Raw genomic sequence first — 24348 nt, 5'->3', positions numbered from 1 at the left:
CACACGTCACCCTCTGCGGGGCGGCCGGCCGGGCGAATCAGTTCACCCGGTCGTCCGCCCCGTAGAACTTTTCCGTCTCCTCGACGGCCGTTTTGAAGCGCTCGTCGAAATCGCTGCGGATGAGCGTCCTGACGACATAGTCCTGGACGCTCATTCCGCGTCTGGCGGCGTGCTGCCGGAGCCGGTCGAGCAGCTCACCGTCTATCCGCAGGCTGAGCACTGTCGATCCCATGGCAAGCAGGGTTACGGCCTTTGGGGTCGTTTCGCGTCACTTTCCGGATCTGACTCACTCGTTTGGGTGATCGATAGACCGCGCGTGTACCAGTCGAGTGGTATTTAGGGTAGGTAATGAGTTACGCTAACAAACATGCCTGACCTGATCCACGACGGCGACAGTGCGGCCGCCGTGAGCTCCCTTCGTTCCGCCGTGATGCTGCTGGGCCGACGCCTCAAGCACCAGCGCGTCGACGAGTCGCTGAGCCCCACCGAGATGTCGGTGCTCGGCACGCTCGCCCGCTGCGGATCCGCCACCCCCGGTGAGCTGGCCCGCAAGGAGCATGTGCAGCCTCCGTCGATGACCCGCATCGTCGCGCTGCTCGAAGCCAAGGGACTGGTCAGACTGGAACCGCACCCCGATGACCGTCGCCAGAAGATGGTCAGCCAGACCGAGCAGGCCGAAGCCATGCTCGAGGAGAGCCGCTCCAAGCGGAACGCCTGGCTGGCCACCCTCGCCGAAGGCCTGGACGAGGACGAGTGGGAGACGCTGCGCAAGGCCGCACCTGTGCTGGAGAAGCTCGCCCACCTGTAGCGGTACGGGGGGTACGCCGGGCCAGAGTCGGCGTGCAGCCCGTACGGCCGCATCCCGTCAGTCAGCACGCAGTCCACGCCCGAGGAGGCGAACCCTTTTGAGTACGGGATCCGGAGCAGACTCCGCCCCCGCACCGACGTCCACCCACGAGAGCAAGCCCGGCGGGACCTTCTCGTCGCTGAAGATCCGCAACTACCGCCTGTTCGCCACAGGCGCGGTGATCTCCAACACCGGTACCTGGATGTCCCGCATCACGCAGGACTGGCTCGTTCTGAGCCTCACCGGGTCCGCCACCGCCGTCGGCATCACCACGGCCCTCCAGTTCCTCCCCATGCTGCTCTTCGGCCTGTACGGCGGGGTCATCGCCGACCGGCTCCCGAAGCGCAAGCTCCTCCTCGTCAGCCAGGCCGCGCTCGGCCTCTGTGGGCTCGCCCTCGCCGCCCTCACCCTCTCCGGCGTCGTCCAGGTCTGGCACGTCTACCTGATCGCCTTCCTGCTCGGCATGGTCACGGTCGTGGACAACCCGGCCCGCCAGTCGTTCGTCTCCGAGATGGTCGGCCCCGCCCAGCTGCGCAACGCGGTCAGTCTGAATTCGGCCAACTTCCAGTCGGCCCGGCTGATCGGTCCCGCCGTCGCGGGTGTCCTGATCACCACGGTCGGCAGCGGCTGGGCCTTCATGTTCAACGGCCTGTCCTTCGGAGCCCCGCTCGTGGGCCTGCTGCTGATGCGTACGGGCGAACTGCACAAGGCGGTCGTCGTGCCGCGTGCCAAGGGTCAGCTCCGCGAGGGGCTGCGCTATGTCTCCGGACGCCCCGAGCTGATCTGGCCGATCGTCCTGGTCGGCTTCGTCGGCACGTTCGGCTTCAACTTCCCGATCTGGCTCACCGCTTTCGCGGACGAGATCTTCCACGGCGGCGCGGGGATGTACTCGTTCTTCAACATCCTCATGGCGGCCGGTTCGCTGGCCGGCGCACTGCTGGCCGCCCGTCGGCGCTCCTCGCGGCTGCGGATGCTGGTGGCGGCGGGGACGGTGTTCGGTCTCCTGGAGATCATCGCGTCCGTGTCGCCGTACGTCTGGCTCTTCGCGATCCTGCTGCTCCCGATCGGCATGATCGGCCTGACCACCAACATCAGCGCCAACACGAGTGTCCAGATGGCCGCAGATCCGGCCATGCGCGGCCGGGTGATGAGCCTGTACATGATGGTCTTCGCCGGGGGTACGCCGGTGGGGGCCCCGATCGTGGGCTGGATCAGCGACACGTACGGCGTCCGGACCGCCATGGCGGTCGGCGGCGCGTTCTCGATGTTCGCCGCACTCGGCGTCGGCTTCATGCTGGCCCGCGTCGGCGGTCTGCGCATCAAGGTCGATCTGCGGCCGGGCCGCCCGCATGTGCGGTTCGTCCCCCGCGAGCAGCTGACTACAGCGGCCTGAGAGCCGCCCGTACGCGACGTGGCAAGGCCCCGGCCGGTGGACACCGGCCGGGGCCGTTTCACGGATACGCGGGGCCCGTTACGCAGGTGCAACGCGGTACGCACGGTGACCGGGATGCGTGCCGGTACGGTGCGACACTCGGCCCATGAGCCGCATGAGACTCTTCGTCGCCGTCCTGCCGCCCGACTCCGCCATCGCGGAGCTCCGCCGTGCCGTGGCCCCGCTGCACACCCTTCCGGACGCCGCTCGCATGCGCTGGACCGGCACCGACGCGTGGCACTTCACGCTCGCCTTCCTCGGTGTGGTCGACGAAGGGCTGCTGCCCGATCTGCACGAGCGGCTGGGACGCGCCGCCCGCCGCACCGAGCGGTTCCCGCTGCGCATCCACCGCGGCGGCCGGTTCGACGGCCATGTGCTGTGGGCCGGGGCCGCGGGCGGACTCGACACGCTGAGGCTCCTCGCCGAACGCGCCGACGCGGCAGCCCGCCGCGCCGGCGTCGCGATGGACGAGCACCGCCGCTACACCCCGCACCTCACCCTCGCCCGCAGCCGCTCCGAGACCGACCTGCATCCCTACCTGGAGGCCCTGGACACCTTCGAGGGCACACCGTGGGAGGTCGGCGAGGTCGCTCTCGTACGCAGCAATCTGCCGGTCACCGGGGTGCCGGGGGAGCAGCCGCGGTACGAGGTGGTGGCCTCCTGGCCGCTGGGGCACTGAGCGGTGCGGTTACGCTCGACGGGTGGACCCGAAGACCAGAAACCGCATCATGGCCGTCGTGCTCGTACTGATGTTCGCCGTTGTCGCTGTGACAGCCGCGGTCGGAGGCTGAGGCGCCGACACCGGCTCCCGTCAGCCGAGCCCCAGGCCCCGGGCCGTCTCCTTCACGAACGCCTCGGGGTTGTCCAGCATGATGTTGTGCTCGCACCCCCGGACCGGCACGACCCGCACCCCGCCCTCGACCAGACCGTCCTCGTCGGGCAGCGGCCCGTCGCTCTCCGGCCGCAGGTAGGTACGCGGAATCTTCAGCTCCAGCAGCTGCTCGCGCATCGTGGGCGTCGTTCCGCGCGCGAGGTGCACGGCGCTGCGGTGCAGTGCCTCCGAGCCCGAGAGCCGCATCGTCGACCACCAGTGGGGTCCCACCCGGTCGCGCACCTCGGCCATGCCGTGATCGAGGAACTCCTGCTCCGTGTAGGCGGCGATGCCGCTGCTGCCGGGCCGTTGCCGATCGGGCGCGACCGGGTCGAGGTTGGCGTCGATCAGGACGAGCCGCGCCACCAGCTCCGGGTGGCGTGCCGCGAGCACGATGGCCACCGAGCCGCCCATGCTGTGCGCGACGACGTCAGTGGCGTACGCATCGGCGGCCCTGAGTGCGACGGCGATCGCGTCGGCGTGCGCTTCGAGCGTGTAGTCGAAATCCGTGGGCCGGTCGCTGATGCCGAAGCCGAGCATGTCCATGAGCAGCGAACGGCTGCCGGCGAGGAGCGGATGGACGGCGCTCGCGGTGAAGTACGGACCGGACGAGGCGCCGAGACCGTGCAGATAGACGCGGGTCCGTCCGTCGCTGCCCGGGATCTCCACCCACCGGATGCGCGCACCGCCCGCTGTCACCTGTGCGTTCTGCATGTCTCCCGCTCCCCTCCGGCCCATGAAACCATCGGCGAGACCATATATCGGTGCCGATGTATGACGCGAGGGCGGAGGATGCTCGGGTGCTGGAACTGGCCATCCTGGGATTTCTGTACGAGCAGCCGCTGCACGGCTACGAGTTGAAGCGACGCGTCGCCCATCTCACCGGCCATGTCCGCCCGATCGCGGACGGCACGCTGTACCCGGCGATCAAGCGCCTGGAGCGCGCCGGGTGGCTCGGCCGCCGGACCGAGCCCGGCAGCAGGGCCGCGCCCCGCCACACGCTGACCCTGACGGACGACGGGTGCGAGGAGTTGCGCCGCCGGCTGCGCGAGGCCGACGACGTGGACATCAGCGACGAGAACCGCTGGTTCACCGTCCTCGCCTTCCTCCGCCACCTGCAGGCACCCGCCGAGCAGGCGGACGTACTGCGGCGCAGGCTGACGTTCCTGCAGGAGCCGAGCAGTTTCTTCTACGACTACGGCTCCGGGGGCGAGCGCCCGCTCGGCCCGGAGGCCTTCGACGACCCGTTCCGCCGAGGCGTTCTCACGATCGCCCGCGCGGCGAGCGAAGCGGAACTGAGCTGGCTGACAACGACTCTGAAGGATCTCGGAACCCGTTGAGTCCGCTCGCTGAGCCCTTGCTTCGAGCGGACTCGAAGGCGTTGGCTTGGTGCCCATGAAGTACACGCAGCTCGGACGCACCGGACTTGAGGTCAGCCGACTCGTCCTCGGCACCATGAACTTCGGTCCGCAGACCAATGAGGCCGACAGTCACGCGATCATGGACGCCGCGCTGGACGCGGGCGTCAACTTTTTCGACACTGCCAATGTCTACGGCTGGGGCGAGAACAAGGGCCGCACGGAGGAGATCCTCGGCACCTGGTTCGCCAAGGGCGGTGAACGCCGCGACAAGGTCGTACTCGCCACCAAGGTGTACGGGAACATGGCCGCGGAGGGCGATGCCTGGCCCAACCACCACAAGCTCTCCGCGCTCAACATCCGGCGCGCCGTCGACGCCAGCCTCAAGCGGCTGCAGACGGACCACATCGACCTGTACCAGTTCCACCACATCGACCGCGCCACTCCGGTCGAGGAGATCTGGCAGGCCATCGACGTCCTGATCCAGCAGGGCAAGATCCTCTACGCCGGCTCGTCCAACTTCGCCGGCTGGAAGATCGCCCAGGCCAACGAGACCGCGAAGCGCCTCGGCTCGTACGGTCTGGTCAGCGAGCAGTGCCTCTACAACCTCGCCGAACGCCGCGCCGAGATGGAGGTCATCCCGGCCGCGCAGGAGTACGGCCTCGGTGTCATCCCGTGGTCCCCGCTGCACGGCGGACTGCTCGGCGGTGTGATCCGCAAGGAGCGCGAGGGCGGTGCGGCCCGTTCGGCGTCCGGCCGGTCCGCGGACGCGCTCGCCAACACCACGGTGCGTGCGCAGATCCAGGCGTACGAGGACCTGCTGGAGAAGCACGGCCTGGAGCCCGGCGAGGTGGGCCTGGCCTGGCTGCTGACCCGGCCGGGCGTGACCGGCCCGATCTCCGGCCCGCGTACGCGTGAGCAGCTGGACTCGGCGGTGCGCGCGGTGGACCTGGAGCTGTCGGACGAGGTGCTGGCCGCCCTGGACGAGATCTTCCCGGGCCCCGGCCCGTCGCCGGAGGCCTTCGCCTGGTGAGCAGCGGCGCCCTGTGAACACCTGAGCCCGGCTCTGCGGCACAAGCGCGCGGAGCCGGGCTCAGGTCATCGTGCGCGGCGGCTACTTGAGGTAGACCAGGCCGTCGGTGGTGATCGTCGGACGCCCCGAGGTGGCGACGACGACGATCTTGACCGTGTGCTTGGCGCTAGTGGACCAGCTCTTCGTCCACAGCGCGTCGCGGTACTTGGTGGTGGACGACTTCAGGTCGACCGTGGCCACCTTCGTGCCGTCGACATAGACGTACGCCTGGCCGGACGTACTGGCGCGCGAGACCACCCAGGCTGCCGACCGGCCGGTGAACGTCCAGGTCAGGCTCGCGCTCTTGGACGAGCTGGAGTACGACTTGCCGCCGAGATAGCTGGACGACGACTTCGTCGTCCAGGTGCCCGTCTTCGTGGCCGAGGTCTCCTGGAGGATGACCGGGGTGCCGGAGACGGAGGCGGCGGCGGTGTTGCCCGCCAGGTCGTACGCGGTCATGGACCAGGCGGTCGCCACGCCGGACTTGGCGGTGTGCGAGGCGCTCGTGGTGGTCGGCCCGTAGGTCTTGGCGACCGGGGCGGTCAGCCGGACCTCCTTCAGGGACGCGGTGTCAGTGGCCTTCCACTTCAGGGTGAGCGGGACGGCGGTGGTGTTCACCGTGCCGGTGCGCAGGGCGAGGTTCGGCTTGGTGGTGAACGTGGGAGCCGTCTGATCGGTGATCATGGTCGCGGCCGCGGACGTGGCCGTCTTCCCCGACTGGTGCGTGGCGCGGACCTGGATCTTGTGGGTGCCGGCACCGAGCGTGGCCTTCGCCGAGGTGGCGGTGGCCGCGGCCGTGGCGACGCTCTTGCCGTCGACCAGGAGTTCGTACTTGGAGATCAGGGTGCTCGGCGTGGTGGCCGACCAGCCCACGGTGATGGCGGACTTGGTGTAGTACGACGTCCCGGACAGCGTGGCACCGGTCACCGACTTGATGGCCAGTCCGGTGACGGGGCCCGCGGCGAGGCTGCGGATCGCTGGCAGCTGCCCGTACAGCTTGGTGCCGGGGCACTCGGTGTTGAAGCCGTCGCGGTGGCCGGAGATCTGCTTGAAGGAGTACTGCGTACCGGCGGTGAAGGTCTTCCCGAAGCCGTTGGACCCGGTGGCGCCCGCGGTGAGCATGGTGCTGCCCGCCGGGTCGCCCTTGTACTGGCCGAGCTTCCACGCGGCGATCCGGGCCACCGAGGTGGTCACCGCGCTGGGGGCGGCCACATCCGTGTAGGTGCCGAGGACGGAGATACCGGTCGACTCCCGGTTGAAGCCGTAGGTGTGTGCGCCGAGGACCGGCCGGTCCACGCCGCCCTTGCGGCCCTCGAAGATCGTCCCGCACTTGTCGACCAGGAAGTTGTAGCCGATGTCCTTCCAGCCCTCGCTCTGGACGTGGTACGTGTACACGCTGCGCACGATCGCCGCGGAGTCGGCGCAGGAGTAGTCGTTGGTCCCCGCGGTGTGGTGGACGAAGACGGCCTTGACCGTGTCGTTGTACTCCGGCGCCTCCGGGCTGATCGACTCGTCGGCACCCCAGCCCGCACGCGAGGTGATGGGCGGCTTGGGCACGGTCGACGGCGGTGCGGGCGGCAGCGACGCGGACGGTGAGGTGCTCGCGGTCGGCGAGGAGCTGTCGCTCGCCGAGGGCGAGGGGCTGTCCGTTGCCGTCTCGGAAGGTGTCACGGCCGGCGTCTCGGATGCCGGGGCGGTGTCGGACTCCGTGGCCGTGGGGGTCGGTTCCGAGGTGGCCGTCGGATCGGCCGAGGGGGAGTCGGACGGCGACGGGTCGGCCGGGATTTCGGTCTCGGCGACGAAGGCGGCCGGGGCCGCGTGCAGCGACGAGCCCTTGCCGGGGTCGACGGTGTCCAGCCGCAGCCCGGCGGGCAGCTTCGCGGAGACCTTGGCGCCCGAGGTGACGCGTACCTCGACGCCGTTGGACGGGCCGACCCACCGTGGTTCGGTGGACCCGCGGACACCGGAGCGGCCCGCCTCCGTGCGGCCGTCGTTGTCGGTCTCCAACGGCGTCCAGGACGACCAGGTGCCGTTCGAGGCCGCCCTGGTCCGTACCTCGACCGCTCCCGTCACCTTCGCTGCCGGGTCGGTCCAGGTGACGCCGAGCATGCTGAGCGGAGCGGTGTCCCGCCTGCCGAGAGTCGCGGAACTGCCGTCGGCGGACACCTTCAGCGCCGCCTCGCGCACCTCGGCCCTGACCGGACCTGCCTTGCTGTCGGCACTGTCGCCGGAATTTCCGGTCATGCCCTGGAACACCAGGACACCGGCCACCGCCGTCGTCGCAACAGCAGCCGTGGCCCAGAGTCGTCGCCGCGATCTCAAGTCGTATCCCTTGGGAAGAGAGTGGTTGGACAGTCAGGTTCCGTCGGCTCGGGGGCAGGTTGGGGGAACGCCACGTGAATTCCGACGAGGGAAGCAAGATCCGCCGCACTGCGACGAGCTGCATAGCATGCCATTGCTGTCTCCGGCCGACGGGACCGCCCCCGCCTTCCACCGGTCCCTGTCCTCTACTGCGCGGCGAACCGGTCCAGTGCCTCCAGGACCGCCCGGGTGGTCGCCGGACCACCCAGATGCCCCGCCCCGTCGATCACGGTCAGCTCCGCGTCCGGCCAGGCCTTCGCCAGCTCCCACGCGGTGATCAGCGGGCCGGCGAGGTCGAACCGGCCGTGCACCAGCACCCCCGGGATCCCCGCCAGCCGCGCGGCGTTCCGGATCAGCTGCCCCTCCTCCAGCCAGGCGCCGTGGGAGAAGTAGTGCGAGCAGATCCGTACCAGCGCCTGCTGGGCCCTGCCCGGCCGGCCGCTGTAGGGGGGTGGTCCCGAGTACGTCTCCTGGGAGAGAACCGCGTCCTCCCAGGCGCACCAGTCGGCCGTGGCCTTCGCCCGTACCGCGGTGTCGGGGCTCTCCATCCGCCGGGCGTACGCGGCCACCAGGTCGCCGCTCCCGGCCGCCTCCGGGACGCCCGCCCGGAACAGGTCCCACGCCTCCGGAAAGATCCGCCCGGCACCCCGGTACAGCCAGTCGATCTCACTGCGCCGGGTCGTCGTGACGGCCGGGATCACGATCTCGGAGACCCGCTCCGGATGCTCCTCGGCGTACGCCAGGATCAGCGTCGACCCCCAGGACCCCCCGTACAGCAGCCACTTCTCGATCCCGAGACGGGCACGCAGCCGCTCCACGTCGGCGATCAGGTGGGCGGTGGTGTTGTGCCGCATGTCGGCGGCCGGGTCGCTCGCGTGCGGGGTCGACCGGCCGCAGCCCCGCTGGTCGAAGAGGACGACCCGGTACCGGTCCGGGTCGAAGTACTGCCGGGTGTGCGCGCCGCACCCCGACCCCGGACCGCCGTGGACGACCAGCGCGGGCTTGCCGTCCGGGTTGCCGCAGACCTCCCAGTACACGAGGTTGCCGTCACCGACGTCGAGCATGCCCTGGTCGTACGGTTCGATCACCGGGTACTTCTCGTCGGGCTTGCGGTCCATGGCGGCGTCCTTCCGGTCCGGGCCAAAGGGCTCAGCTTATGGCGGGGCGTAGCGTGGCTGCCGTGATTTCCACCCCACGGGTCCTGGCCGTACTCGACGATCTGCTCGCCACCGCAGCCCCCGACCGGCGCGGTGCGCTCTGGCAACTGGCTGAACAGGGGAGGGAGCTGGACGCCAACCTGGTGCGTCTGCCGCCGGGCGGCGAGGTCGGGGAGCATCAGGAGGACGTCCTCGACGTGCTCCTCGTCGTCATCGCGGGAAGCGGCCGGGCGACCACGGGCGCAGAGGTCCTGGAGCTCGCCCCCACCACGGTCCTCTGGTTGCCCCGCACCTCCCGCCGCGCCCTCGCGGCCGGCCCGGACGGCCTGGCGTACCTCACCGTCCACCGCCGCCGTCCGGGCCTGACCATCAAGCCCTCGGTCGAGGTCCCGGCGGCGCACGAAGGCGGCGAGGGGCCCTGCATGCTGGACCGGGTCTGTCCCGACTGCGGCCGCTTCTCGGTCGATCCGGCGCCGGTGTTCTGCAGCAGGTGCGGGGAGCGGTTCCCGGAGCGGTGAGCGTGCCGCGGTCTACTCGTCGCCGGTGGGTCTCCCGGGGGCTGCTCCGTTCACCCAGCCGTGGGCTGCGGCGTAGATGCCCAGCTGGAACCGGGTGTGCGCGTCGGCCCGTTCCATCAGCGCGTGCAGGCGGCGTTGCAGCGTGCGGTAACTGACGCCGGCCTGGCGGGCGATGGCCTCGTCCGGCAGGCCCGCGGTCAGCAGGCTGACCAGCAACTGGTCCTCCGCCGACAGGGCGTGCGGGTCCTCGCTCTCCACACCGTCCAGGCGGAGCGGCTGGGCGACCGCCCACAGAGCTTCGAACAGCGCCGCCAGGGCGTCGAGGACCGCCGACCGGTGCAGGACGACGAAGGACGGGCTCGGGTCCGGGCCCGAGCCGGGGCGCAGCGGCAGGAGCGCCAGCCGGTCGTCGGCGAGTGCCATCTTGGCGGGGACGTCGGCCAGCACCCGGGCCTGTTCGCCCGCCGCCGCCCACATGCGCAGCAGGTGCACCCGGCCGGGCATGTCGATGCTCTCCGCGTCGTACAGGCCCCGGACCGACACCCCGCGGGCGAGCAGGTCGAGTTCGGCCTGGTTCGGGTCGAGCTCACTGTTGGCGTGGTAGGGCGGTTTGTCGAAGACGCGCAGCTGTTGCTGTGCGCTGCGGATCACTTGGTGGCTTCGCTGCTGCACGGCCTCCGCGCCCGTGATGATCTCGATGACCTCGGCCGGATCCCGGTCGGCCGCCGCCCGGCGGAAACGCTCGGTGAACTCGCCGGCCCGGACCCTCGCCTTGTGCAGCTGCTCCTGTCGCCCCAACAGCAGTGCGTCCAGTGCGACTTCGGGGTCGATGGCGGCGTAGGTGGCCGGGTGCCCGTGGTGGCGGCCGACGAGCCCGCACGACTGGAGCCGACGCAGCGCCGCGCGCACCCGGGTCGGTGGGAACCCGACAGTGCGCGCCAGTTCGTCCGCGGTCACGGGCTGCCCGTCGAGCAGTGCGGCGTACACGGTCTCGGATTCGGGGTCGACGCCCAACACCTCAAGCATGGCGGCCATCCTGACCGGCCGGACAGTCCCTCACAAGGGGTGCACCAGGTGGCGAGAACCTGTCATCGACGACTTCTCGCCGGGCATCGCTGTTCCGTGACGCCGAGTCGATCCGCTTCACTTCCACCGACAGCGCACTCGATTCGTCACCGTGTGTCAACCTTGTGGCCGTCGCCGCGGCCCTCCGCCGGATTGCGGCAGTCGCACCCCGGCCGATACCTCGCATACAGAGCTAAAATGGATGCATGGCGGCGGGTGATCTACCTGATGAGCTCGCCGGACTTCTGCCCCGCATCCAGAGGCTCGCCCGGCGACGGCTGTGGAGCGGGCTGCCCCCACCCCGGCTGCGTGGGGCGCACGCCGAACTGCTCCGTCTTGTCGCCGCCGGACCCGGCATCCGGGTCTCCGCCGCCGCGCACGAGCTCTGCCTCGCGGCCAACTCCGTCAGCACCCTGGTCAACCACCTGGTCGCGCAAGAGCTGTTGCGACGGGAGACCGACCCCGGCGACGGGCGTGCCGCACTGCTGTACCCGACCCCCGCAGGCGTCGCGCGGCTGCGCGAGTGGCGCGCCCGGCGCGACGCGCTCTTCCGTGAACACGTCGCGAAGCTCGACGCGGCCGACCGGGCCGCGCTGACCGCCGCGCTCCCGTCACTGCGCAGACTCGCCGACTCATTGCGCGAAGGGGAGGAGCCCCCGTGACCCCCGCTCTCAGCTGCACCGGACTGACCTACTCCTTCGGTACGTCGAAAGCCGTCGACGGTCTGGACCTGCTGGTCCACCCCGGCGAGGTCTTCGGCCTGCTCGGGCCCAACGGCGCGGGCAAGACGACCACCATGCGCGCGATCACCACCCTGCTGCCCGTGCCGCCCGGTGTCATCGAGGTGTTCGGCCATGACGCGGCCCGGCAGAAGATGGCCGTACGGCGCCTGCTCGGTTACGTACCGCAGCAGCTGTCGGCCGACGCCGGTCTCACCGGCCGGGAGAACGTCGCCCTCTTCGCCCGCGTCTTCGACGTGCCCCGCCGCCAGCGCGCGGCCCGTGTCGGACAGGCGCTGGACGCGGTCGGCCTCGGCCCCCATGCGCACCGGCTCGCCGCCACATACTCCGGCGGCATGGTGCGCCGCCTCGAACTGGCCCAGGCCCTGGTCAGCGCACCCCGCCTGATGATCCTGGACGAGCCGACCATCGGCCTGGACCCGATCGCGCGCGACAGTGTCTGGGACCGCATCACCGAGATCCGGACCGGCACCGGGATGACCGTGCTGGTCACCACCCACTCCATGGACGAGGCCGACCAGCGCTGCGACCGGCTGGCCCTCATGCACCTCGGCAGACTCCGCGCGCTCGGCACGCCCGCCGAGCTCAAGGCCGAACTGGTCGCGCACCGCCGGGAGTCCGGCGAGACCGCCCTGTCGCCGCCCACCCTGGAGGACGTCTTCCGGTACCACTCCGGAAGCGGCCTGGACGACGCCGGCCCCGGCTCCGGTTCAGGCTCCGGCTCCGGCTCCGGCTCCGGCCCCGGCTCCGGCTCCGGTTCAGGCTCCGGCTCCGGCCCCGGCTCAGGTTCCGACGAACGGAAGGGAGCGTTCCGCGATGTCCGCCGTACCCGTCGCACCGCATCACGCCTCGGCTGAACCCGGCTCGCCCGACGAGCGGTTCGCTCTGCTGCTGGACCCGCCGCCGCCCCGCACCGGCTGGCGCGTCGTCCCCGCGCGCGTCACCGCGATGTGCGTCGTGGAAATGCAGAAGCTGCGCCACGACCGCACCGAGATCTACACCCGCGCCGTGCAGCCGGCGCTCTGGCTGCTGATCTTCGGCGTGACGTTCTCCCGTATCCACGCCATCCCGACCGGCGGCGTCCCCTACCTCGACTTCCTGGCGCCCGGCATCATCGCCCAGTCCGCCATGTTCATCGCGATCTTCTACGGCATCATGATCATCTGGGAGCGGGACTCGGGTGTCCTCACCAAACTCATGGTCACACCGACGCCCCGGACCGCCCTGGTGACCGGCAAGGCCTTCGCCGCCGGAGTGAAAGCCGTGATCCAGGCGGCAGTCGTCATCGTGATCGCCGCGCTGATCGGTGTCGGCATGACCTGGAACCCGTTGCGCCTGCTCGGCGTGGTCGTGGTCGTCGTCCTCGCCTCGGCGTTCTTCTCCTGCCTGTCGATGTCGATCGCCGGCATCGTCCTGACCCGCGACCGGCTGATGGGCATCGGCCAGGCCATCACCATGCCGCTGTTCTTCGCGTCCAACGCGCTGTACCCGGTCGCCCTGATGCCGGGCTGGCTCCAGGCCATCAGCAGGGTGAACCCGCTGAGCTACCAGGTCGACGCCCTGCGCGGGCTGCTCATCGGTACGCCGGCCCACCTGGGGCTGGACTTCGCGATCCTCGCCTTCGCCGCGCTCGTCGGCATCGTCGCCGCAGGTTCGCTCCTCGGCCGGCTGGCCCGCTGAGCTACCGCGTGCGCGGACGGTCGAACCAGATCGTCAGCAGTGTCGGCCCCAGCCCCACCCAGAACACCACCTGCGGAACACCCCGGTCCGTCCACGGCACCGCCACGACGGCCACCGCGCACAGTGTCCCCAGCACCGCCTGCACCAGCACCAGCCGTGCCCAGAACATCCGGCGCAACAGCGACCGGACACTCAGCTGCACCCCCGCGCGCAGCTTCCGGTAGCGCCGCCACGCGCCGAACGCCCAGACCACCGCGATCAGCGCCAGCACGTAGAGCCGGGTGCCGATCGGCAGCGGCAGCTCGGGTCCGTCCCCGTCGGACGGGAACAGGTTGATCGCCGCACCCGCCAGCACCAGACTCAGCACGGCGAGCCACCGGGTGCCGCGCAGCATCTGGAACACGGCCCGGTCCAGCCCCATGCGCATGCTGTTGGAATCGGGGTCGGCGGCCAGCGCGGACGCGTACACCTCCGCCCGCCGCTTGGGCCCCGTGCCGGGCGCGGCGGCCTGCTTCTCGGCGAGCTCACGCAGCGCCCAGGCGCTCGTCGGGTCGAGCCGCAGCGTCTCGCGGATCGCGTGGTCCCGCACGTCGAAGGCCCCGTTGAGCAGCGCCGCCTTCCACAGCCCCTGGTACGCCGCCGGCTCCTCCGGGGCCAGCCGGACCGCCGTCTGCGCCAGCTCGAGGACCTCGGGCCAGCGCGGCTGCCAGGCACTGACCGCCTCCGCGAGCGCGTCGACCGCCTGCCACGACTGCGGGTTGATCCGCACCGCCTCCTGGGCCGCCGCGAGCGCCTCGTCCCGACGACCGGTCCTGCGCAGCCCGTACATCCGCACGATCCATGCGTCGCAGTCCTGCGGGGCGATCCGCAGCGCCTCGCCGGTGGTGGTGACGACGTCCTCGAACTCCCGCTCGCGCAGATGGCAGCGCGCCAGCCGCACCCAGGCCCGGAAGTCCTCGGGGTCCTCGGCGAGTCGCTTGGTCAGCAGGGCCTTCGCCTCGTCCAGCCGGTCCAGGCCGATGAGGGCGGCCGCCTGCTCGGTCAGGGGGTGCTCGGCAGTGGTCACAGCTTGCGCTTCCTCTTCAGGTAGGCGAGCAACTCGTCGTACATGCCGCCCTCGTTGGCGAACATCGCGACATTGCGCGCCGAGGCGAACCACGGATCGGTGGACGGCCGGACCTCCTTCGCCGCACCCAGCAGATCCTTCATGTTGATCATCCGGACCATCCCGGTACGGGTCGAGTCGAGCAGCGCCCGCTCCGACGCGGATTCGCAGAGGTGGGCCAGATCGGCGCCCGACAGATCTTCGGTGACCTTGACCAGCTTGCCCAGGTCGACGGATTCGATCGGCCGGTCGCGCAGGTGGTAGCGGAGGATCGCCTCGCGTGCGGGCGCGTCCGGCGGCAGGACGAGCAGGGTGCGGTCGAGCCGGCCGGGGCGCCGCAGCGCGATATCCACATCCCAGGGGACGTTGGTCGCGGCGAGCACGAACACGCCCTCGTTGGCCCCGCCGACGCCGTCCAGCTCGGTGAGCAACTGGTTGACGGTGTTGCGCATCCCACCGTGCTGCATACGACTGCGCTTGGCTCCCAGCGCATCGACCTCGTCCAGGAACAGCACGCACGGCGCCTGGCGGCGGGCGGTCTCGAAGACCTCGTGCATATTGCGCTCGGAGTTGCCCATCCACATGTCGAGCACGTCGTTGATCGACACGGACATGAAGCTCGCCCCGAGCTCACCGGCGACGGCCCGCGCGATGAACGTCTTCCCGCAGCCGGGCGGCCCGTACATCAACAGCCCGCCGCGCAGGCTCTTCCCGTACAGCCTGCCCAGTTCGGGATTGCGCATGGGAGCGAGGAACGCGGCTTCGAGGCGCTCCTTGATCTCCTCCATGCCGCCGACGTCGGCGAGCGTGACGGTGCCGGGGGTGTCGACCTCCCAGGCCGTGGCGTCCCCCGGGTCGCCGCCGCCGTCCGCGGCGAGGGGTGCCTCGGGAGCGGTGGAGGTGGGGCCGGAGGTGACGAACCTCGGCGGTACGGCGTCCGCGACCTCGTTCTCGGCGGCCGCCCAGTCGAAGCCGGTGGGCGGCGCGGGGGCGTCGGGCACCTCCGGTGCCGGCTCCTGGGCCCGGGGCTCCTGCGGTGCCGGAGTCGGCACGGACCCGGGCCTTTCGGCAGCCGGTGCGGGCAGGCCCATCGCCCGCATCATGAGCGCCCGCGCCCCCGCATCCCCGGGCGCGTGCTGCAACGCCACGGCGGTCTCGGCGACCGCGGCCTCGCTCAGACCCTCACCGAGCAACAGCTCGGCGAGGTGCAGGCGTAGCGGTACGTCGGTGGGCGCCGCGGCGACAGCGGTACGCATGCTCTGGATCAGGGGCGACTCGGTGGACATGCCGACACCCTACGGAGCGGGTCCGGCAGCCGGCGACGCGGCCTCCGGCGCCGCCCGGCCCCTGCTGCCGCGCGGCGTACGGGGGGAAGTCCGCCCAGGTGGTGGGGGAAAGGGCGAGGGCGGGGACGGCGAGGTGCGGCTCGGGCGGCTGAGCCCGCGCCGCACCTCGCCGACCATGTATGAGCCCGTCATCGGGTGACAACTCTGCTTCCTGTTAACGAAAGGACCAGTCCGTAGCGGCAGTGGTGCCGCGGACGAACGGAGTTGGGGAGGGCTCGGATCGCCTGTCGATCGGCAGGCATCGAAGGCGTGGCGGATCCTCCGCTTGTGGGGCGAAACGGGGAGAATGGCGGCGTTTCCTGGGTTGCCGCCCCGAGTCGGGATGTCGGGGCCGACGAAAGAGGACCTGTGGTGGATGCCCTGGTGAGCCGCGGAACAGGGACGGGCGAGGCGGTCGGGACGGTCCATGCGATCGCCGAGGACCGTGCGCAGTGGCGTGGACGGCTGTTGCGGGCCGGACGGGCCCTGTTCGCCGCCTACGGCTACGCAAACACGACCGTCGAGCAGCTGTGTGCCGAGGCGAAGGTGCCGGTCCGGGCCTTCTCCCAGCAGTTCACCTCGCGGGAGGCGCTGTTGACCGCGCTGTACGACGAGGTGGCGACCCGCGGACTGCGCGCGTCCGAGGCGGTCCTGCTCTCCGACGGCATGGACGAGTGCTCGACCGAGGAGCGGTTCCGTCGCCTCTTCGACGCCTATGTGCGGGCCGTCACGGATGATCCGCGCGCCGCGCGGGTGGCGTTCGTCGAAGTGCTGGGCGTCAGCCGCACGGTGGACGACCATCTCGCGATGTGGCGGACGATGTGGTCGGAGTTCCTGACCTGCGAGGCCGAGCGTGCCGCGGAGCGGGGTGAAGTGGGGGACGGCGACCAGCGGGTCGCGGTCATGGTGATGACCCACTCGGTCGACGAGCTCCTCGCGCACCACGGCCGGCGTCCGCGCCAGGTCACGCCCGACTGGCTGACCGATGAGCTGACCCGGCTCTCCCTGATCATGCTGGGCTCGCCGTGACAGCTCGACATGACCACGTGGCTTGACAACTTCACTTGCCGGGACGGCAAATGGAGGTATGGCAGAGGGTGTGAGGACAGCGGGAGAAGAAGAGGCGGACGGAGACGGGTTCGCCGCCGTCCTGACCGGTGTCGGTCCGAGACTGCGGGCGCTGCGCCGGGACCGCGGCACGACCCTGGCCCAGCTGAGCGATACGACCGGCATCTCGCTCAGCACCCTCTCCCGGCTGGAGTCCGGCCACCGCAGACCGACCCTGGAACTGCTGCTGCCGCTGGCCAAGGCGTACGGCGTGCAGCTGGACGAACTCGTCGGCGCCCCGCCCACCGGGGATCCCCGCGTCCATCTGCGCCCCTTCACCCGCGACGGCATGACATTCATGCCGCTGACCCGTCACCTCGGCGGGCCGCACGCGTACAAGCAGATCCTTCCCGGCGGCCGAGGCACGACCGGGCCGCTGGAGCAGCGGGTGCACGAGGGCTACGAGTGGCTGTACGTGCTGGCCGGGAGGCTTCGGCTGGTGCTGGGTGAGCACGATCTCGTACTCACCGCCGGGGAGGTCGTGGAGTTCGACACCCGTACTCCCCATGCGTGGGCCAGCGCCGGGCCGGAACCGGTCGAGTTCCTCAGCCTGTTCGGGAGACAGGGCGAGCGGATGCATGTGCGGGCGCGACCCGCGGGGCAGTGAGGAGGTTCGAGGCGTCCGGGGCAGTTGTCCTCAACCGCCGGACGGGCTCGACATGTAGGGACCGCCCAGGCCCCACGCCTGATGCATCGCGTCGGCGAACGCCCCGGCAAGTTTCTGTTCACCCGTGGGGCCGGGGTGCGTACCGTCGTAGGTGTCCGTGTGGATGTCGTAGGTGGCCGGGCGCGACGCCAGCAGGATCGGGGACGCCGGCGTGTCGAGATCGGCGACGGCCTTCGCGAGCAGTTCGTTGAAGCGGTCGCACTCGGCGGCGAACGGGGCATCGGACTCGGCCCGGACGTTCGGTATCACAGGCAGGAGCACGGCCTTGATGTGAGGTGCGGCGGTGCGGGCGGCCTCGATGAACGCCCTTACGTTCAGGGCGGTCTGCTCGCTGTCCGTGTAGAACCCGAGGTCTATCAGGCCGAGCGAGACGAGCAGCACGTCCGCGCGGGTCGCGGTGACCGTGTCCGCGATCACCGGGGCCATGTGCAGCCACCCCTCGCCCCAGCCCGCCAGATGGCGGCGGGCCTCGGCGGGGAACTCCGGGTCGCCGTACGCGTACGAGACCGGGGTGTTCGTCACGGTGTCGTACAGCTCGGTGCGCGGGCCGACGATCTCGTACGGGCTGTCGAAGGCCGCTTCGAGGTGCTGCCACATGCGGTAGCGCCAGGTGAAGTCGCCGGCGCGCCCGATGGTCATGGAATCGCCGACGAACATGAAACGCATGGCGACATCATGGCGGATCTACGCGCCGGGCTGCGACGTGACGATGGACACTTGACCCCATGCGTTCGTATCTGACTGTCTCCGGCGCTGCCGCGCTGCTCGTCCTCGCCGGTGCGGCCGTGACCGCGACCCCGGCCACGGCCGACGACGGAGCTGCCGACCGCAGCTTCACGATCGAGGACCCCCGGATCACCGAGTCCAGCGGCCTCGCCGCGAGCCGCGCCCACCCGGGCATCTACTGGACGCACAACGACAGCGAGGACGGACCGTACATCTACGCCGTCGACTCCCGGACCGGGAAGACCGTCGCGACGATCACCATGCGCGGGGTCGGCGCGCCGCGCGACGTGGAGGCGATCTCGCTCGGGCCCGACGGCAATCTGTACGTCGGCGACATCGGCGACAACCTGAACGGCAGCTGGGACCACGTCTGGATCTACCGGTTCCCCGAACCGAAGGTGCTGAAGGACGCGACGGTCCGGGCGACCCAGTTCGACGTGAAGTACGCGGACGGGGCACGCAACGCCGAGGCGCTGATGGTCCACCCGAAGACCGGCCGGGTCTACATCGCCTCGAAGAACGAGGGCGGCGGCGGACTCTACGAAGGCCCCGCACGGCTCACCACCGGCCGGACCAATGTGTTCCGGCGGGTCGGGGAGGTGCCATGGGTGACGGACGGGACGTTCTCGCCGGACGGGAAGGAACTGGTGCTGCGGTCCTACTTCAGCGCCCGTGGCTACGCGTTCGAGGACGGACGGCTCGGCGCCGACCACCGCGTGGACGCGCCGCTGCAGGGGCAGGCCGAGTCCGTGACGTACACGGCGGACGGCTCGGCGCTGATGTTCGGCTCGGAGGGCGCGCGGAGCGAGGTGGTACGGGTGGACGTCGCAGGAGCGCGCGGAAACGGCAGCGACTCCAAGTCTCCGTCGAAGGACGGCGGCGGCGCGTCGTCCGCCGGCGGCGCGGGCGGGGGCGGCAGTGAGATGAAGGGCAGCACGCTCGTCGGAGCGGCGCTGCTCGCCGCCGTGGGCGCACTCGTCTTCATGAACCGGCGCCGCAAGCGCGGCTGACCGACCGCACCCGGCCCCCGTCGGCGCAGATCCCGGGGCCGGAGCCATCCCGTGCAGCGCCGGACGTAGGGTCGAGCGCTATGACGAACCACGGGCCCGAGGCCTTCTCCACCGAGCGGCTCGACGCAACTCCGCTGCGAGCCGCGCACGCCGAGGAGATGGCGGCGGTCCTCGCCGACCCGGCCCTGCACACGTACACGGGCGGCGCCCCGGAGGACCTCGACACCCTCCGGGCCCGCTACACCCGCTGGGAATCCGGCTCCCCCGACCCTGCCGAACACTGGTGGAACTGGGTACTCCGGGTCCGCGCCGACGGCCGCCTGGCGGGCTGGGTCCAAGCCACGGTGGTGGGTCGGCGGGCCGAGATCGCCTGGGTGATCGGCACCCGGTGGCAGGGCCTGGGTTACGCGAAGGAGGCGGCGGCGGGGCTGGTGGCGCACCTGCTGGCCGGGGGCACGGTCCATACGGTCGTCGCGCACATCCACCCCGACCACACCGCGTCCGCGGCGGTGGCCTCGGCGGCAGGACTCGTCCCCACCGACGAGTGGGAGGACGGGGAGCGGCGGTGGCACCGCACGGACGTCACTTCCGGTGCTGCCCGGCCTTGAGCAGATCCGAGACATCGAGGGTGACCTCGGCACCGATGGAGTCGGGGAGCGATGCCTGCCGGCCGGGGGCGTACGCCTGGTGGCTGTCGTACCCGTCGGCGGTGGGCTCGGTCAGGACGTGGACCCGGCCGTGCTTGCGCAGGGATTCCGGCTCACCGTCACAGGGGTGCCCGACTGCTGCCGCAGACATTGCGGGCCTCCTGCATGGGTGGCGTCGAGAGCATCATCGTAGGACGGTGTGCCCCCACATGTCCCGATGGTGATCGTCCACTCGGTCGAGTGAACGAGCGGCACACGCCCTTGATGCTCCTATCGTCGGTCAAGCGGCATCGAGCCAGCTGCGGTAGGCGTCGGCGAAGGTGTCGTCGCGGCGGAGTCCTCGTTCGATGTTGGAGATGACGGCGGGCCAGACTCCGAAGTGGTTCGCTGCGGCGGTGAGCGTGATGTTCTTGGCCTGGCGGGTGGGCCTGAGGTCCGCGATCTCGGGAACCTCGACTGCGGTGGTCAAGAGGCGGAAGATCTCCCGGGCGATGGCGCGTTTGAGCAGCCGGATGATCTCCTTTTTCGTCCGGCCGGCCTTGGTTTGACGCTCCACGTAGTCACGGGTGCGCTGGTCACGGCGCATGCGGACGAGCGCGATGCGGTAAAGGGCCCCGTTCGCCGCGCGGTCACCGCCGCGCGAGAGCCGGTGACGGTTGGTCTTGCCACTGGAGGCCGGAACCGGGGCGACACCGCACAGGGCGGCGAAGGATGCTTCGGTGCGTAGGCGGGCGGGGTTGTCGCCAGCGGTGATCAGCAGTTGCGTAGCGGTGTCGGGTCCGACGCCGTAGGCGGCGCGCAGGCCGGGGTTGAGCTGCGTGACCAGGGCGTCCAACTCCGCTGTCAGAGCGGCGTGTTCAGCGGTCAGGTTCTGGACGCGTCGCGCGAGCGTGCGCAGGGCGGTCAGGATCGGGACATGGACAGGGGCGTTGCCGACCCGGAGCCGGACCAGGGCGTCGATGCGCTTGTCGCCCCGCAGCACTTCGTACTTCGTGCGGATGCTGTCGGGCGCGGTGATCAGAATGTGTCCGATCTGGTTCAGCGCCGCTGTACGGGCCTTGACGGCGGATCGTGCCACGTTGTGCAGAGCCCGGATCCCGGCGACGGCATCGCCTTTGGGGGCGCTGGTGGCCCGGCCGGACACGACCGCACGAGCTGCGGCATAGGCGTCGATCGGATCGGACTTGCCGATCCTGCGGCGCTCGGCCTTGTCCGGCCGGTTGACCTCGACCACGGTCAGACCGGCCTTGCGGGCCGCGCGCGTGAACCCCGACCCGTAGGAGGACGTGCCCTCCACGCCGACGGCGGCGACGGTGCCGTGAGCAGCCAGGAAGGCCAGAGCAGCCGTGTATCCGGCGGCCGTTGTGGGGAACTCGGCATCGGCGACCTGCCCACCGCGGTCGGTCACCACGGCAACGTGGACAGTGTCGGCATGAGAGTCCACGCCGCCGATCACCACGTGTTCGACGGCTGCTGCAGTGTCCGTTTCTGTCATGCTGGAAATGCCTTCCTGACCGGAGGTGGCTCCAGCCGGGTGGGGCAGACAGGACAGTGATGGGGCCTCTGGCCAGGCTCCTGACTTGTTCAATCGAGTCCAGACGCTCGGTCTGCAGCCGTAGCGTCCAGGGTGTCGGTCGGCACGGGCCCGCAGTGCTCCTTGCCGCCCTCGGGCTGGCTCACTGATAGCGTGCCGCCGCTGACCGGCACCCGCGCGGTGTGGCTCGACAGAGGCATGAAGGTGACGCAGTGACTTCAAGTCAGGGTGCCCGCCGCACTCCCGTCCCTATCTCATCGAGTGCGAGGCCAGCATCCTGTGATTCTGATCGGTGTCGATCCCCACAAGTCGTCCCACACCGCTGTTGCCGTCGACGCTGCGGGCCACCAAGTGGCCCAGCGCCGTTTCGTCGTCAACGCTGGGACTTTTCGTCAGTTGATGCGCTGGTGCGAGCAGTGGCCTGAGCGCCGGTTTGCCGTCGAAGGTGCCGGCGGACTGGGGCGTTCGCTTGCCCAGCAGCTGGCTGCCGCGGGCGAGAACGTGGTCGACGTGCCCTCCACGTTGTCGGCTCGGGCTCGGCTCCTGGCCACTGGTGGCGACCGCAAGACCGACGCCGCGGACGCCCTTCATGTCGCTCAGGTCGCCTTGTTCAGGGCAGACTTGCGGCCAGTGGCACAGGAAGACCAGACCACTATCCTGCGGCTGCTGACCGAGCGGCGCGACGACCTGGTGCACGAACGCACCCGGGTCCTCAACCGGCTGCACGCTGTCCTGCGAGATCTGGTGCCCGGCGGTGCACCCACCGGGTTGTCTGCCGACAAAGCCGCCACCGTGATGAAGGGCATCCGGCCGATTACAGCCACCGACTCCTGCCGTCGGGACATAGCCCGTGATCTGCTGGCCGATCTTCGACGCCTGGACCGGCAGGTCAAGGACAACGAGGCTGAGATGCGTGAGGCTGTCGCCGCGACTCACACCACGCTGACCACCCTGCCGGGCCTGGGCACCGTGCTGGCCGCCAAGGTGATCGGCCATGTCGGAGACGCCACACGATTCCCCACCGAGCACCACTTCGCCAGCTACACCGGCAGCGCGCCCCTGGACGCCTCCAGCGGCAACAACGTCCGCCACCGGCTCAACACCGGCGGCAACCGCGCGCTGAACTCGGTGCTGCACACCATCGCCATCTGCCAGATCCGCGACGGCGGACGCGGGCAGGCCTACTACCTGCGCAAAATCACGGAAGGAAAGACGCCCGCAGAGGCTCGCAGAGCCCTCAAACGACGCCTGTCCAACGTGGTCTACCGGATCATGAAACGCGACCAACGGAACCACCTCGCTCAAGCCGCTTGACACACAGAGGCGCTATGAGGTCATGTTCCACCCGGCCGGGGCCTCGGGAACGGGCCCCGGCAGCCGGACAGACCAAGGCGAAGACAGCCCAGCAGGACGTCAGTCAGTGATCGAGCCACGACCACCGGGAACCCGAATACCACTATCACTGTCAGTGGTCGTTGGCACGATGAACCGCATCACTGAGGGAGGGGTTGCCATGGGCACCTGGGACATCGGTCATTTCGACAGCGACACCGCAGCGGACTTCTCGGGGGATCTGGACGACGCCCCGCAGGGCGAGCGTGCCGAGCTGATCCGGGAGGCTCTTTCGGCCGTCGTCGTGACTCAGGACTACCTCGACTCCGACGAGGCCGTTGTGGCCGTGGCAGCGGCCGCCCTGGTGGCCGCGCAGTGCCCGGGCGGGGAGCCCGTGACGACTGCGTACGGGCCGGACGAGCCGCTTCCGGCGCTTCCCCTGGAGCTGCGTAGCCTTGCGGTCCAGGCCCTCGACCGGGTGGTGACCGAGCCGTCCGAGCTGCTGGAGCTGTGGAGCGAGGGCGGGCACGGGGAGCCGTGGGAGGAAGGGATCGGCAGGCTCCGGACGGTCCTGATGGAGGCGGCGGGCTGAGTAACGGCGAGGGGCCCTTGGTACGGATCCGTACCAAGGGCCCCTCGGAGACGTGCAGCTCTCGTTACAGCTTCTCGATCACGTAGTCGATGCAGGCCGTCAGGGCCAGCACGTCCGCCGGGTCGATCGCCGGGAACATCGCGACACGCAGCTGGTTGCGGCCCAGCTTGCGGTACGGCTCCGTGTCGACGATGCCGTTGGCGCGCAGCACCTTGGCGACCGCCGACGCGTCGATCTCGTCCGCGAAGTCGATGGTGCCGATGACCTGCGAGCGCTTCGCCGGGTCGGTGACGAACGGGGTCGCGTACTTCGACTCTTCGGCCCAGCCGTACAGGTTCCGCGCGGACGTGGCGGTGCGGCCGACCGAGAAGTCCAGGCCGCCCTGGGTGTTCAGCCAGGTCAGCTGCTCGTTCAGGAGGAACAGCGTGGCGAGCGCCGGGGTGTTGTACGTCTGGTTCTTCAGGGAGTTGTCGATCGCCGTCGGCAGCGAGAAGAACTCCGGGATGTGCCGGCCGGAAGCATGGATGCGCGCGGCGCGCTCCAGGGCCGCCGGGGAGAACACGGCGATCCACAGGCCACCGTCGGCGGCGAAGGACTTCTGCGGCCCGAAGTAGTAGACGTCCGTCTCGGTGATGTCGACCGGCAGACCACCGGCGCCGGAGGTGGCGTCCACCACGACGAGGGAGCCCTCGTCGGCACCCGCGACGCGCTTGATCGGCATGGCGACACCGGTCGACGTCTCGTTGTGCGTGAACGCGTAGACGTCGACGCCCGCCTCGGCCTGCGGCTCCGGGTGGGTGCCCGGGTCGGAGGCGATGACGCTCGGGTCGGCCAGCCACGGGGCGAGCTTGGCGGCCTTCGTGAACTTCGACGAGAACTCACCGAAGTTGAGGTGCTGGGACTTCGTCTCGATCAGACCGTGCGTCGCGATGTCCCAGAAGGCGGTGGAACCGCCGTTGCCCAGGATCACCTCGTAGCCCTCGGGGAGGGAGAAGAGGTCGCGCACACCCTGACGCACCGAGCCGACCAGGTTCTTGACCGGGGCCTGGCGGTGGGACGTACCGAGAAGAGACGTTCCGGTGGCGGCCAGCGCGTCGAGCGCCTCCGTCCGCACCTTGGAAGGACCGGCGCCGAAGCGTCCGTCGGAGGGCTTGATGTCAGCGGGAATCTGGATATCGGCCACGAACCGGAGCGTAGTACCT

26 protein-coding genes and 1 pseudogene are annotated in these 24348 nt (G+C 70.3%); 16 read left to right on the top strand and 11 right to left on the bottom strand.

Annotated elements, in window-relative coordinates; all coding sequences use genetic code 11:
* Window positions 1–37: 37 nt before the first annotated feature.
* A complete protein-coding gene (locus OHA03_RS11565; RefSeq protein ID WP_267003363.1) occupies window positions 38–232 on the bottom strand; it encodes a ribbon-helix-helix protein, CopG family in 195 nt (64 codons plus the stop codon).
* A gap of 135 nt (window positions 233–367) precedes the next feature.
* Here OHA03_RS11565 and OHA03_RS11560 point away from each other — a divergent pair, with 135 nt between their 5' ends.
* From OHA03_RS11560 to thpR, 3 genes are all read left to right on the top strand, one after another.
* A complete protein-coding gene (locus OHA03_RS11560; protein ID WP_037692928.1) occupies window positions 368–808 on the top strand; it encodes a MarR family winged helix-turn-helix transcriptional regulator in 441 nt (146 codons plus the stop codon).
* 97 nt (window positions 809–905) lie between these two features.
* The gene (locus OHA03_RS11555; protein ID WP_267003360.1) at window positions 906–2240 is read left to right on the top strand and encodes an MFS transporter; all 1335 of its coding nucleotides are present in this window, start codon (window positions 906–908) and stop codon (window positions 2238–2240) included.
* 154 nt (window positions 2241–2394) lie between these two features.
* Window positions 2395–2958, top strand: coding sequence for an RNA 2',3'-cyclic phosphodiesterase (gene thpR / locus OHA03_RS11550; RefSeq protein WP_267008012.1), 564 nt, complete (start codon window positions 2395–2397; stop codon window positions 2956–2958).
* A 132-nt stretch (window positions 2959–3090) separates the two neighbouring features.
* Here the strand turns inward: thpR and OHA03_RS11545 are convergent, their stop codons facing one another.
* Window positions 3091–3864, bottom strand: a complete 774-nt coding sequence (locus tag OHA03_RS11545) for an alpha/beta fold hydrolase (RefSeq protein ID WP_267003358.1) — start codon at window positions 3862–3864, stop codon at window positions 3091–3093.
* Between the two features lie 56 nt (window positions 3865–3920).
* Between OHA03_RS11545 and OHA03_RS11540 the strand changes: the two genes are divergently transcribed.
* Together OHA03_RS11540 and OHA03_RS11535 are read left to right on the top strand one after the other, a co-directional pair.
* Entirely contained in the window at window positions 3921–4490 is a 570-nt protein-coding gene (locus OHA03_RS11540) for a PadR family transcriptional regulator (protein WP_267008011.1), read from the top strand.
* A 55-nt stretch (window positions 4491–4545) separates the two neighbouring features.
* Window positions 4546–5541 (top strand): aldo/keto reductase, encoded by a 996-nt coding sequence (locus OHA03_RS11535; protein ID WP_267003356.1) that lies wholly within the window; start codon window positions 4546–4548, stop codon window positions 5539–5541.
* A gap of 81 nt (window positions 5542–5622) precedes the next feature.
* On the opposite strand, the gene OHA03_RS11530 is transcribed toward OHA03_RS11535, so the two are convergent.
* Window positions 5623–7902 (bottom strand): N-acetylmuramoyl-L-alanine amidase, encoded by a 2280-nt coding sequence (locus OHA03_RS11530; RefSeq protein ID WP_267003354.1) that lies wholly within the window; start codon window positions 7900–7902, stop codon window positions 5623–5625.
* A gap of 185 nt (window positions 7903–8087) precedes the next feature.
* Window positions 8088–9059 (bottom strand): prolyl aminopeptidase, encoded by a 972-nt coding sequence (gene pip, locus OHA03_RS11525; protein ID WP_267003352.1) that lies wholly within the window; start codon window positions 9057–9059, stop codon window positions 8088–8090.
* Window positions 9060–9121: 62 nt separating this feature from the next.
* Here pip and OHA03_RS11520 point away from each other — a divergent pair, with 62 nt between their 5' ends.
* Entirely contained in the window at window positions 9122–9616 is a 495-nt protein-coding gene (locus OHA03_RS11520; RefSeq protein WP_267003350.1) for a hypothetical protein, read from the top strand.
* A 12-nt stretch (window positions 9617–9628) separates the two neighbouring features.
* On the opposite strand, the gene OHA03_RS11515 is transcribed toward OHA03_RS11520, so the two are convergent.
* Window positions 9629–10642, bottom strand: a complete 1014-nt coding sequence (locus OHA03_RS11515; protein WP_267003348.1) for a helix-turn-helix domain-containing protein — start codon at window positions 10640–10642, stop codon at window positions 9629–9631.
* 245 nt (window positions 10643–10887) lie between these two features.
* On the opposite strand from OHA03_RS11515, the gene OHA03_RS11510 reads away from it, so the two are divergent.
* From OHA03_RS11510 to OHA03_RS11500, 3 genes are read left to right on the top strand one after another with little or no spacing between them, the layout of a single operon-like run.
* Window positions 10888–11343, top strand: coding sequence for a MarR family winged helix-turn-helix transcriptional regulator (locus OHA03_RS11510; RefSeq protein ID WP_267003346.1), 456 nt, complete (start codon window positions 10888–10890; stop codon window positions 11341–11343).
* Complete coding sequence (locus tag OHA03_RS11505) at window positions 11340–12278, top strand: ABC transporter ATP-binding protein (RefSeq protein ID WP_267003344.1); 939 nt, start codon at window positions 11340–11342, stop codon at window positions 12276–12278. The genes OHA03_RS11510 and OHA03_RS11505 overlap by 4 nt, the downstream gene beginning before the upstream one ends.
* Window positions 12238–13101 carry an ABC transporter permease gene (locus OHA03_RS11500; protein ID WP_267003342.1) on the top strand — a complete coding sequence of 288 codons (864 nt, stop codon included), beginning with the start codon at window positions 12238–12240 and terminating at the stop codon, window positions 13099–13101. The genes OHA03_RS11505 and OHA03_RS11500 overlap by 41 nt, the downstream gene beginning before the upstream one ends.
* 1 nt (window position 13102) lies before the next feature.
* On the opposite strand, the gene OHA03_RS11495 is transcribed toward OHA03_RS11500, so the two are convergent.
* Together OHA03_RS11495 and OHA03_RS11490 are read right to left on the bottom strand one after the other, a co-directional pair.
* Window positions 13103–14167, bottom strand: coding sequence for a lipopolysaccharide assembly protein LapB (locus OHA03_RS11495; RefSeq protein ID WP_267003340.1), 1065 nt, complete (start codon window positions 14165–14167; stop codon window positions 13103–13105).
* Window positions 14164–15492: a 26S protease regulatory subunit gene (locus OHA03_RS11490; protein ID WP_267003338.1), complete on the bottom strand. Its 1329-nt coding sequence runs from the start codon at window positions 15490–15492 to the stop codon at window positions 14164–14166. The genes OHA03_RS11495 and OHA03_RS11490 overlap by 4 nt, the downstream gene beginning before the upstream one ends.
* Between OHA03_RS11490 and OHA03_RS11485 the strand changes: the two genes are divergently transcribed.
* From OHA03_RS11485 to OHA03_RS11475, 3 genes are all read left to right on the top strand, one after another.
* Complete coding sequence (locus OHA03_RS11485) at window positions 15491–15691, top strand: hypothetical protein (protein ID WP_267003336.1); 201 nt, start codon at window positions 15491–15493, stop codon at window positions 15689–15691. The two genes, OHA03_RS11490 and OHA03_RS11485, sit on opposite strands and share 2 nt — an antisense overlap.
* A 224-nt stretch (window positions 15692–15915) precedes the next feature.
* Window positions 15916–16560, top strand: a complete 645-nt coding sequence (locus tag OHA03_RS11480) for a TetR/AcrR family transcriptional regulator (RefSeq protein WP_267003334.1) — start codon at window positions 15916–15918, stop codon at window positions 16558–16560.
* Window positions 16561–16618: 58 nt separating this feature from the next.
* Entirely contained in the window at window positions 16619–17245 is a 627-nt protein-coding gene (locus OHA03_RS11475) for a helix-turn-helix domain-containing protein (protein ID WP_267003332.1), read from the top strand.
* Window positions 17246–17275: 30 nt separating this feature from the next.
* Here OHA03_RS11475 and OHA03_RS11470 read toward each other — a convergent pair whose 3' ends face one another.
* Window positions 17276–17971 carry a GDSL-type esterase/lipase family protein gene (locus tag OHA03_RS11470; protein WP_267003330.1) on the bottom strand — a complete coding sequence of 232 codons (696 nt, stop codon included), beginning with the start codon at window positions 17969–17971 and terminating at the stop codon, window positions 17276–17278.
* A 59-nt stretch (window positions 17972–18030) separates the two neighbouring features.
* Between OHA03_RS11470 and OHA03_RS11465 the strand changes: the two genes are divergently transcribed.
* Together OHA03_RS11465 and OHA03_RS11460 are read left to right on the top strand one after the other, a co-directional pair.
* Entirely contained in the window at window positions 18031–19041 is a 1011-nt protein-coding gene (locus tag OHA03_RS11465) for a WD40 repeat domain-containing protein (protein ID WP_267003328.1), read from the top strand.
* 80 nt (window positions 19042–19121) lie between these two features.
* A complete protein-coding gene (locus tag OHA03_RS11460) occupies window positions 19122–19649 on the top strand; it encodes a GNAT family N-acetyltransferase (protein WP_267003326.1) in 528 nt (175 codons plus the stop codon).
* Here OHA03_RS11460 and OHA03_RS11455 read toward each other — a convergent pair.
* Window positions 19624–19788 (bottom strand): annotated as a pseudogene (locus OHA03_RS11455) (Uma2 family endonuclease); the annotation flags it as partial. The gene OHA03_RS11460 and the pseudogene OHA03_RS11455 sit on opposite strands and share 26 nt — an antisense overlap.
* A gap of 180 nt (window positions 19789–19968) precedes the next feature.
* Window positions 19969–21183, bottom strand: a complete 1215-nt coding sequence (locus OHA03_RS11450; RefSeq protein ID WP_267003324.1) for an IS110 family transposase — start codon at window positions 21181–21183, stop codon at window positions 19969–19971.
* A gap of 267 nt (window positions 21184–21450) precedes the next feature.
* On the opposite strand from OHA03_RS11450, the gene OHA03_RS11445 reads away from it, so the two are divergent.
* Complete coding sequence (locus tag OHA03_RS11445) at window positions 21451–22536, top strand: IS110 family transposase (protein ID WP_323181192.1); 1086 nt, start codon at window positions 21451–21453, stop codon at window positions 22534–22536.
* Window positions 22537–22735: 199 nt separating this feature from the next.
* Entirely contained in the window at window positions 22736–23146 is a 411-nt protein-coding gene (locus OHA03_RS11440) for a DUF4259 domain-containing protein (RefSeq protein ID WP_267003320.1), read from the top strand.
* Between the two features lie 64 nt (window positions 23147–23210).
* Here the strand turns inward: OHA03_RS11440 and serC are convergent, their stop codons facing one another.
* Window positions 23211–24329, bottom strand: coding sequence for a phosphoserine transaminase (gene serC / locus OHA03_RS11435; protein WP_267003318.1), 1119 nt, complete (start codon window positions 24327–24329; stop codon window positions 23211–23213).
* Between the last annotated feature and the right edge of the window lie 19 nt (window positions 24330–24348).

The organism is Streptomyces sp. NBC_00154, from assembly GCF_026342835.1.
Classification (GTDB): Bacteria; Actinomycetota; Actinomycetes; order Streptomycetales; family Streptomycetaceae; genus Streptomyces.
The sequence above is the reverse complement of the archived record's forward strand: the minus strand, read 5'-3'. Positions and strand labels throughout refer to the sequence as shown.

Coding starts and splice junctions, on each gene's coding strand:
- OHA03_RS11535 (WP_267003356.1), top strand. CDS start 4,546: ATGAAGTACACGCAGCTCGGACGCACCGGACTTGAGGTCAGCCGACTC.
- OHA03_RS11470 (WP_267003330.1), bottom strand. CDS start 17,971: ATGCGTTTCATGTTCGTCGGCGATTCCATGACCATCGGGCGCGCCGGC.
- pip (WP_267003352.1), bottom strand. CDS start 9,059: ATGGACCGCAAGCCCGACGAGAAGTACCCGGTGATCGAACCGTACGAC.
- OHA03_RS11485 (WP_267003336.1), top strand. CDS start 15,491: ATGCCGACACCCTACGGAGCGGGTCCGGCAGCCGGCGACGCGGCCTCC.
- OHA03_RS11500 (WP_267003342.1), top strand. CDS start 12,238: ATGTCCGCCGTACCCGTCGCACCGCATCACGCCTCGGCTGAACCCGGC.
- thpR (WP_267008012.1), top strand. CDS start 2,395: ATGAGACTCTTCGTCGCCGTCCTGCCGCCCGACTCCGCCATCGCGGAG.
- OHA03_RS11565 (WP_267003363.1), bottom strand. CDS start 232: ATGGGATCGACAGTGCTCAGCCTGCGGATAGACGGTGAGCTGCTCGAC.
- OHA03_RS11560 (WP_037692928.1), top strand. CDS start 368: ATGCCTGACCTGATCCACGACGGCGACAGTGCGGCCGCCGTGAGCTCC.
- OHA03_RS11450 (WP_267003324.1), bottom strand. CDS start 21,183: ATGACAGAAACGGACACTGCAGCAGCCGTCGAACACGTGGTGATCGGC.
- OHA03_RS11545 (WP_267003358.1), bottom strand. CDS start 3,864: ATGCAGAACGCACAGGTGACAGCGGGCGGTGCGCGCATCCGGTGGGTG.
- OHA03_RS11510 (WP_267003346.1), top strand. CDS start 10,888: ATGGCGGCGGGTGATCTACCTGATGAGCTCGCCGGACTTCTGCCCCGC.
- OHA03_RS11490 (WP_267003338.1), bottom strand. CDS start 15,492: ATGTCCACCGAGTCGCCCCTGATCCAGAGCATGCGTACCGCTGTCGCC.
- OHA03_RS11440 (WP_267003320.1), top strand. CDS start 22,736: ATGGGCACCTGGGACATCGGTCATTTCGACAGCGACACCGCAGCGGAC.
- OHA03_RS11465 (WP_267003328.1), top strand. CDS start 18,031: ATGCGTTCGTATCTGACTGTCTCCGGCGCTGCCGCGCTGCTCGTCCTC.
- OHA03_RS11540 (WP_267008011.1), top strand. CDS start 3,921: ATGTATGACGCGAGGGCGGAGGATGCTCGGGTGCTGGAACTGGCCATC.
- OHA03_RS11475 (WP_267003332.1), top strand. CDS start 16,619: ATGGCAGAGGGTGTGAGGACAGCGGGAGAAGAAGAGGCGGACGGAGAC.
- OHA03_RS11515 (WP_267003348.1), bottom strand. CDS start 10,642: ATGCTTGAGGTGTTGGGCGTCGACCCCGAATCCGAGACCGTGTACGCC.
- OHA03_RS11460 (WP_267003326.1), top strand. CDS start 19,122: ATGACGAACCACGGGCCCGAGGCCTTCTCCACCGAGCGGCTCGACGCA.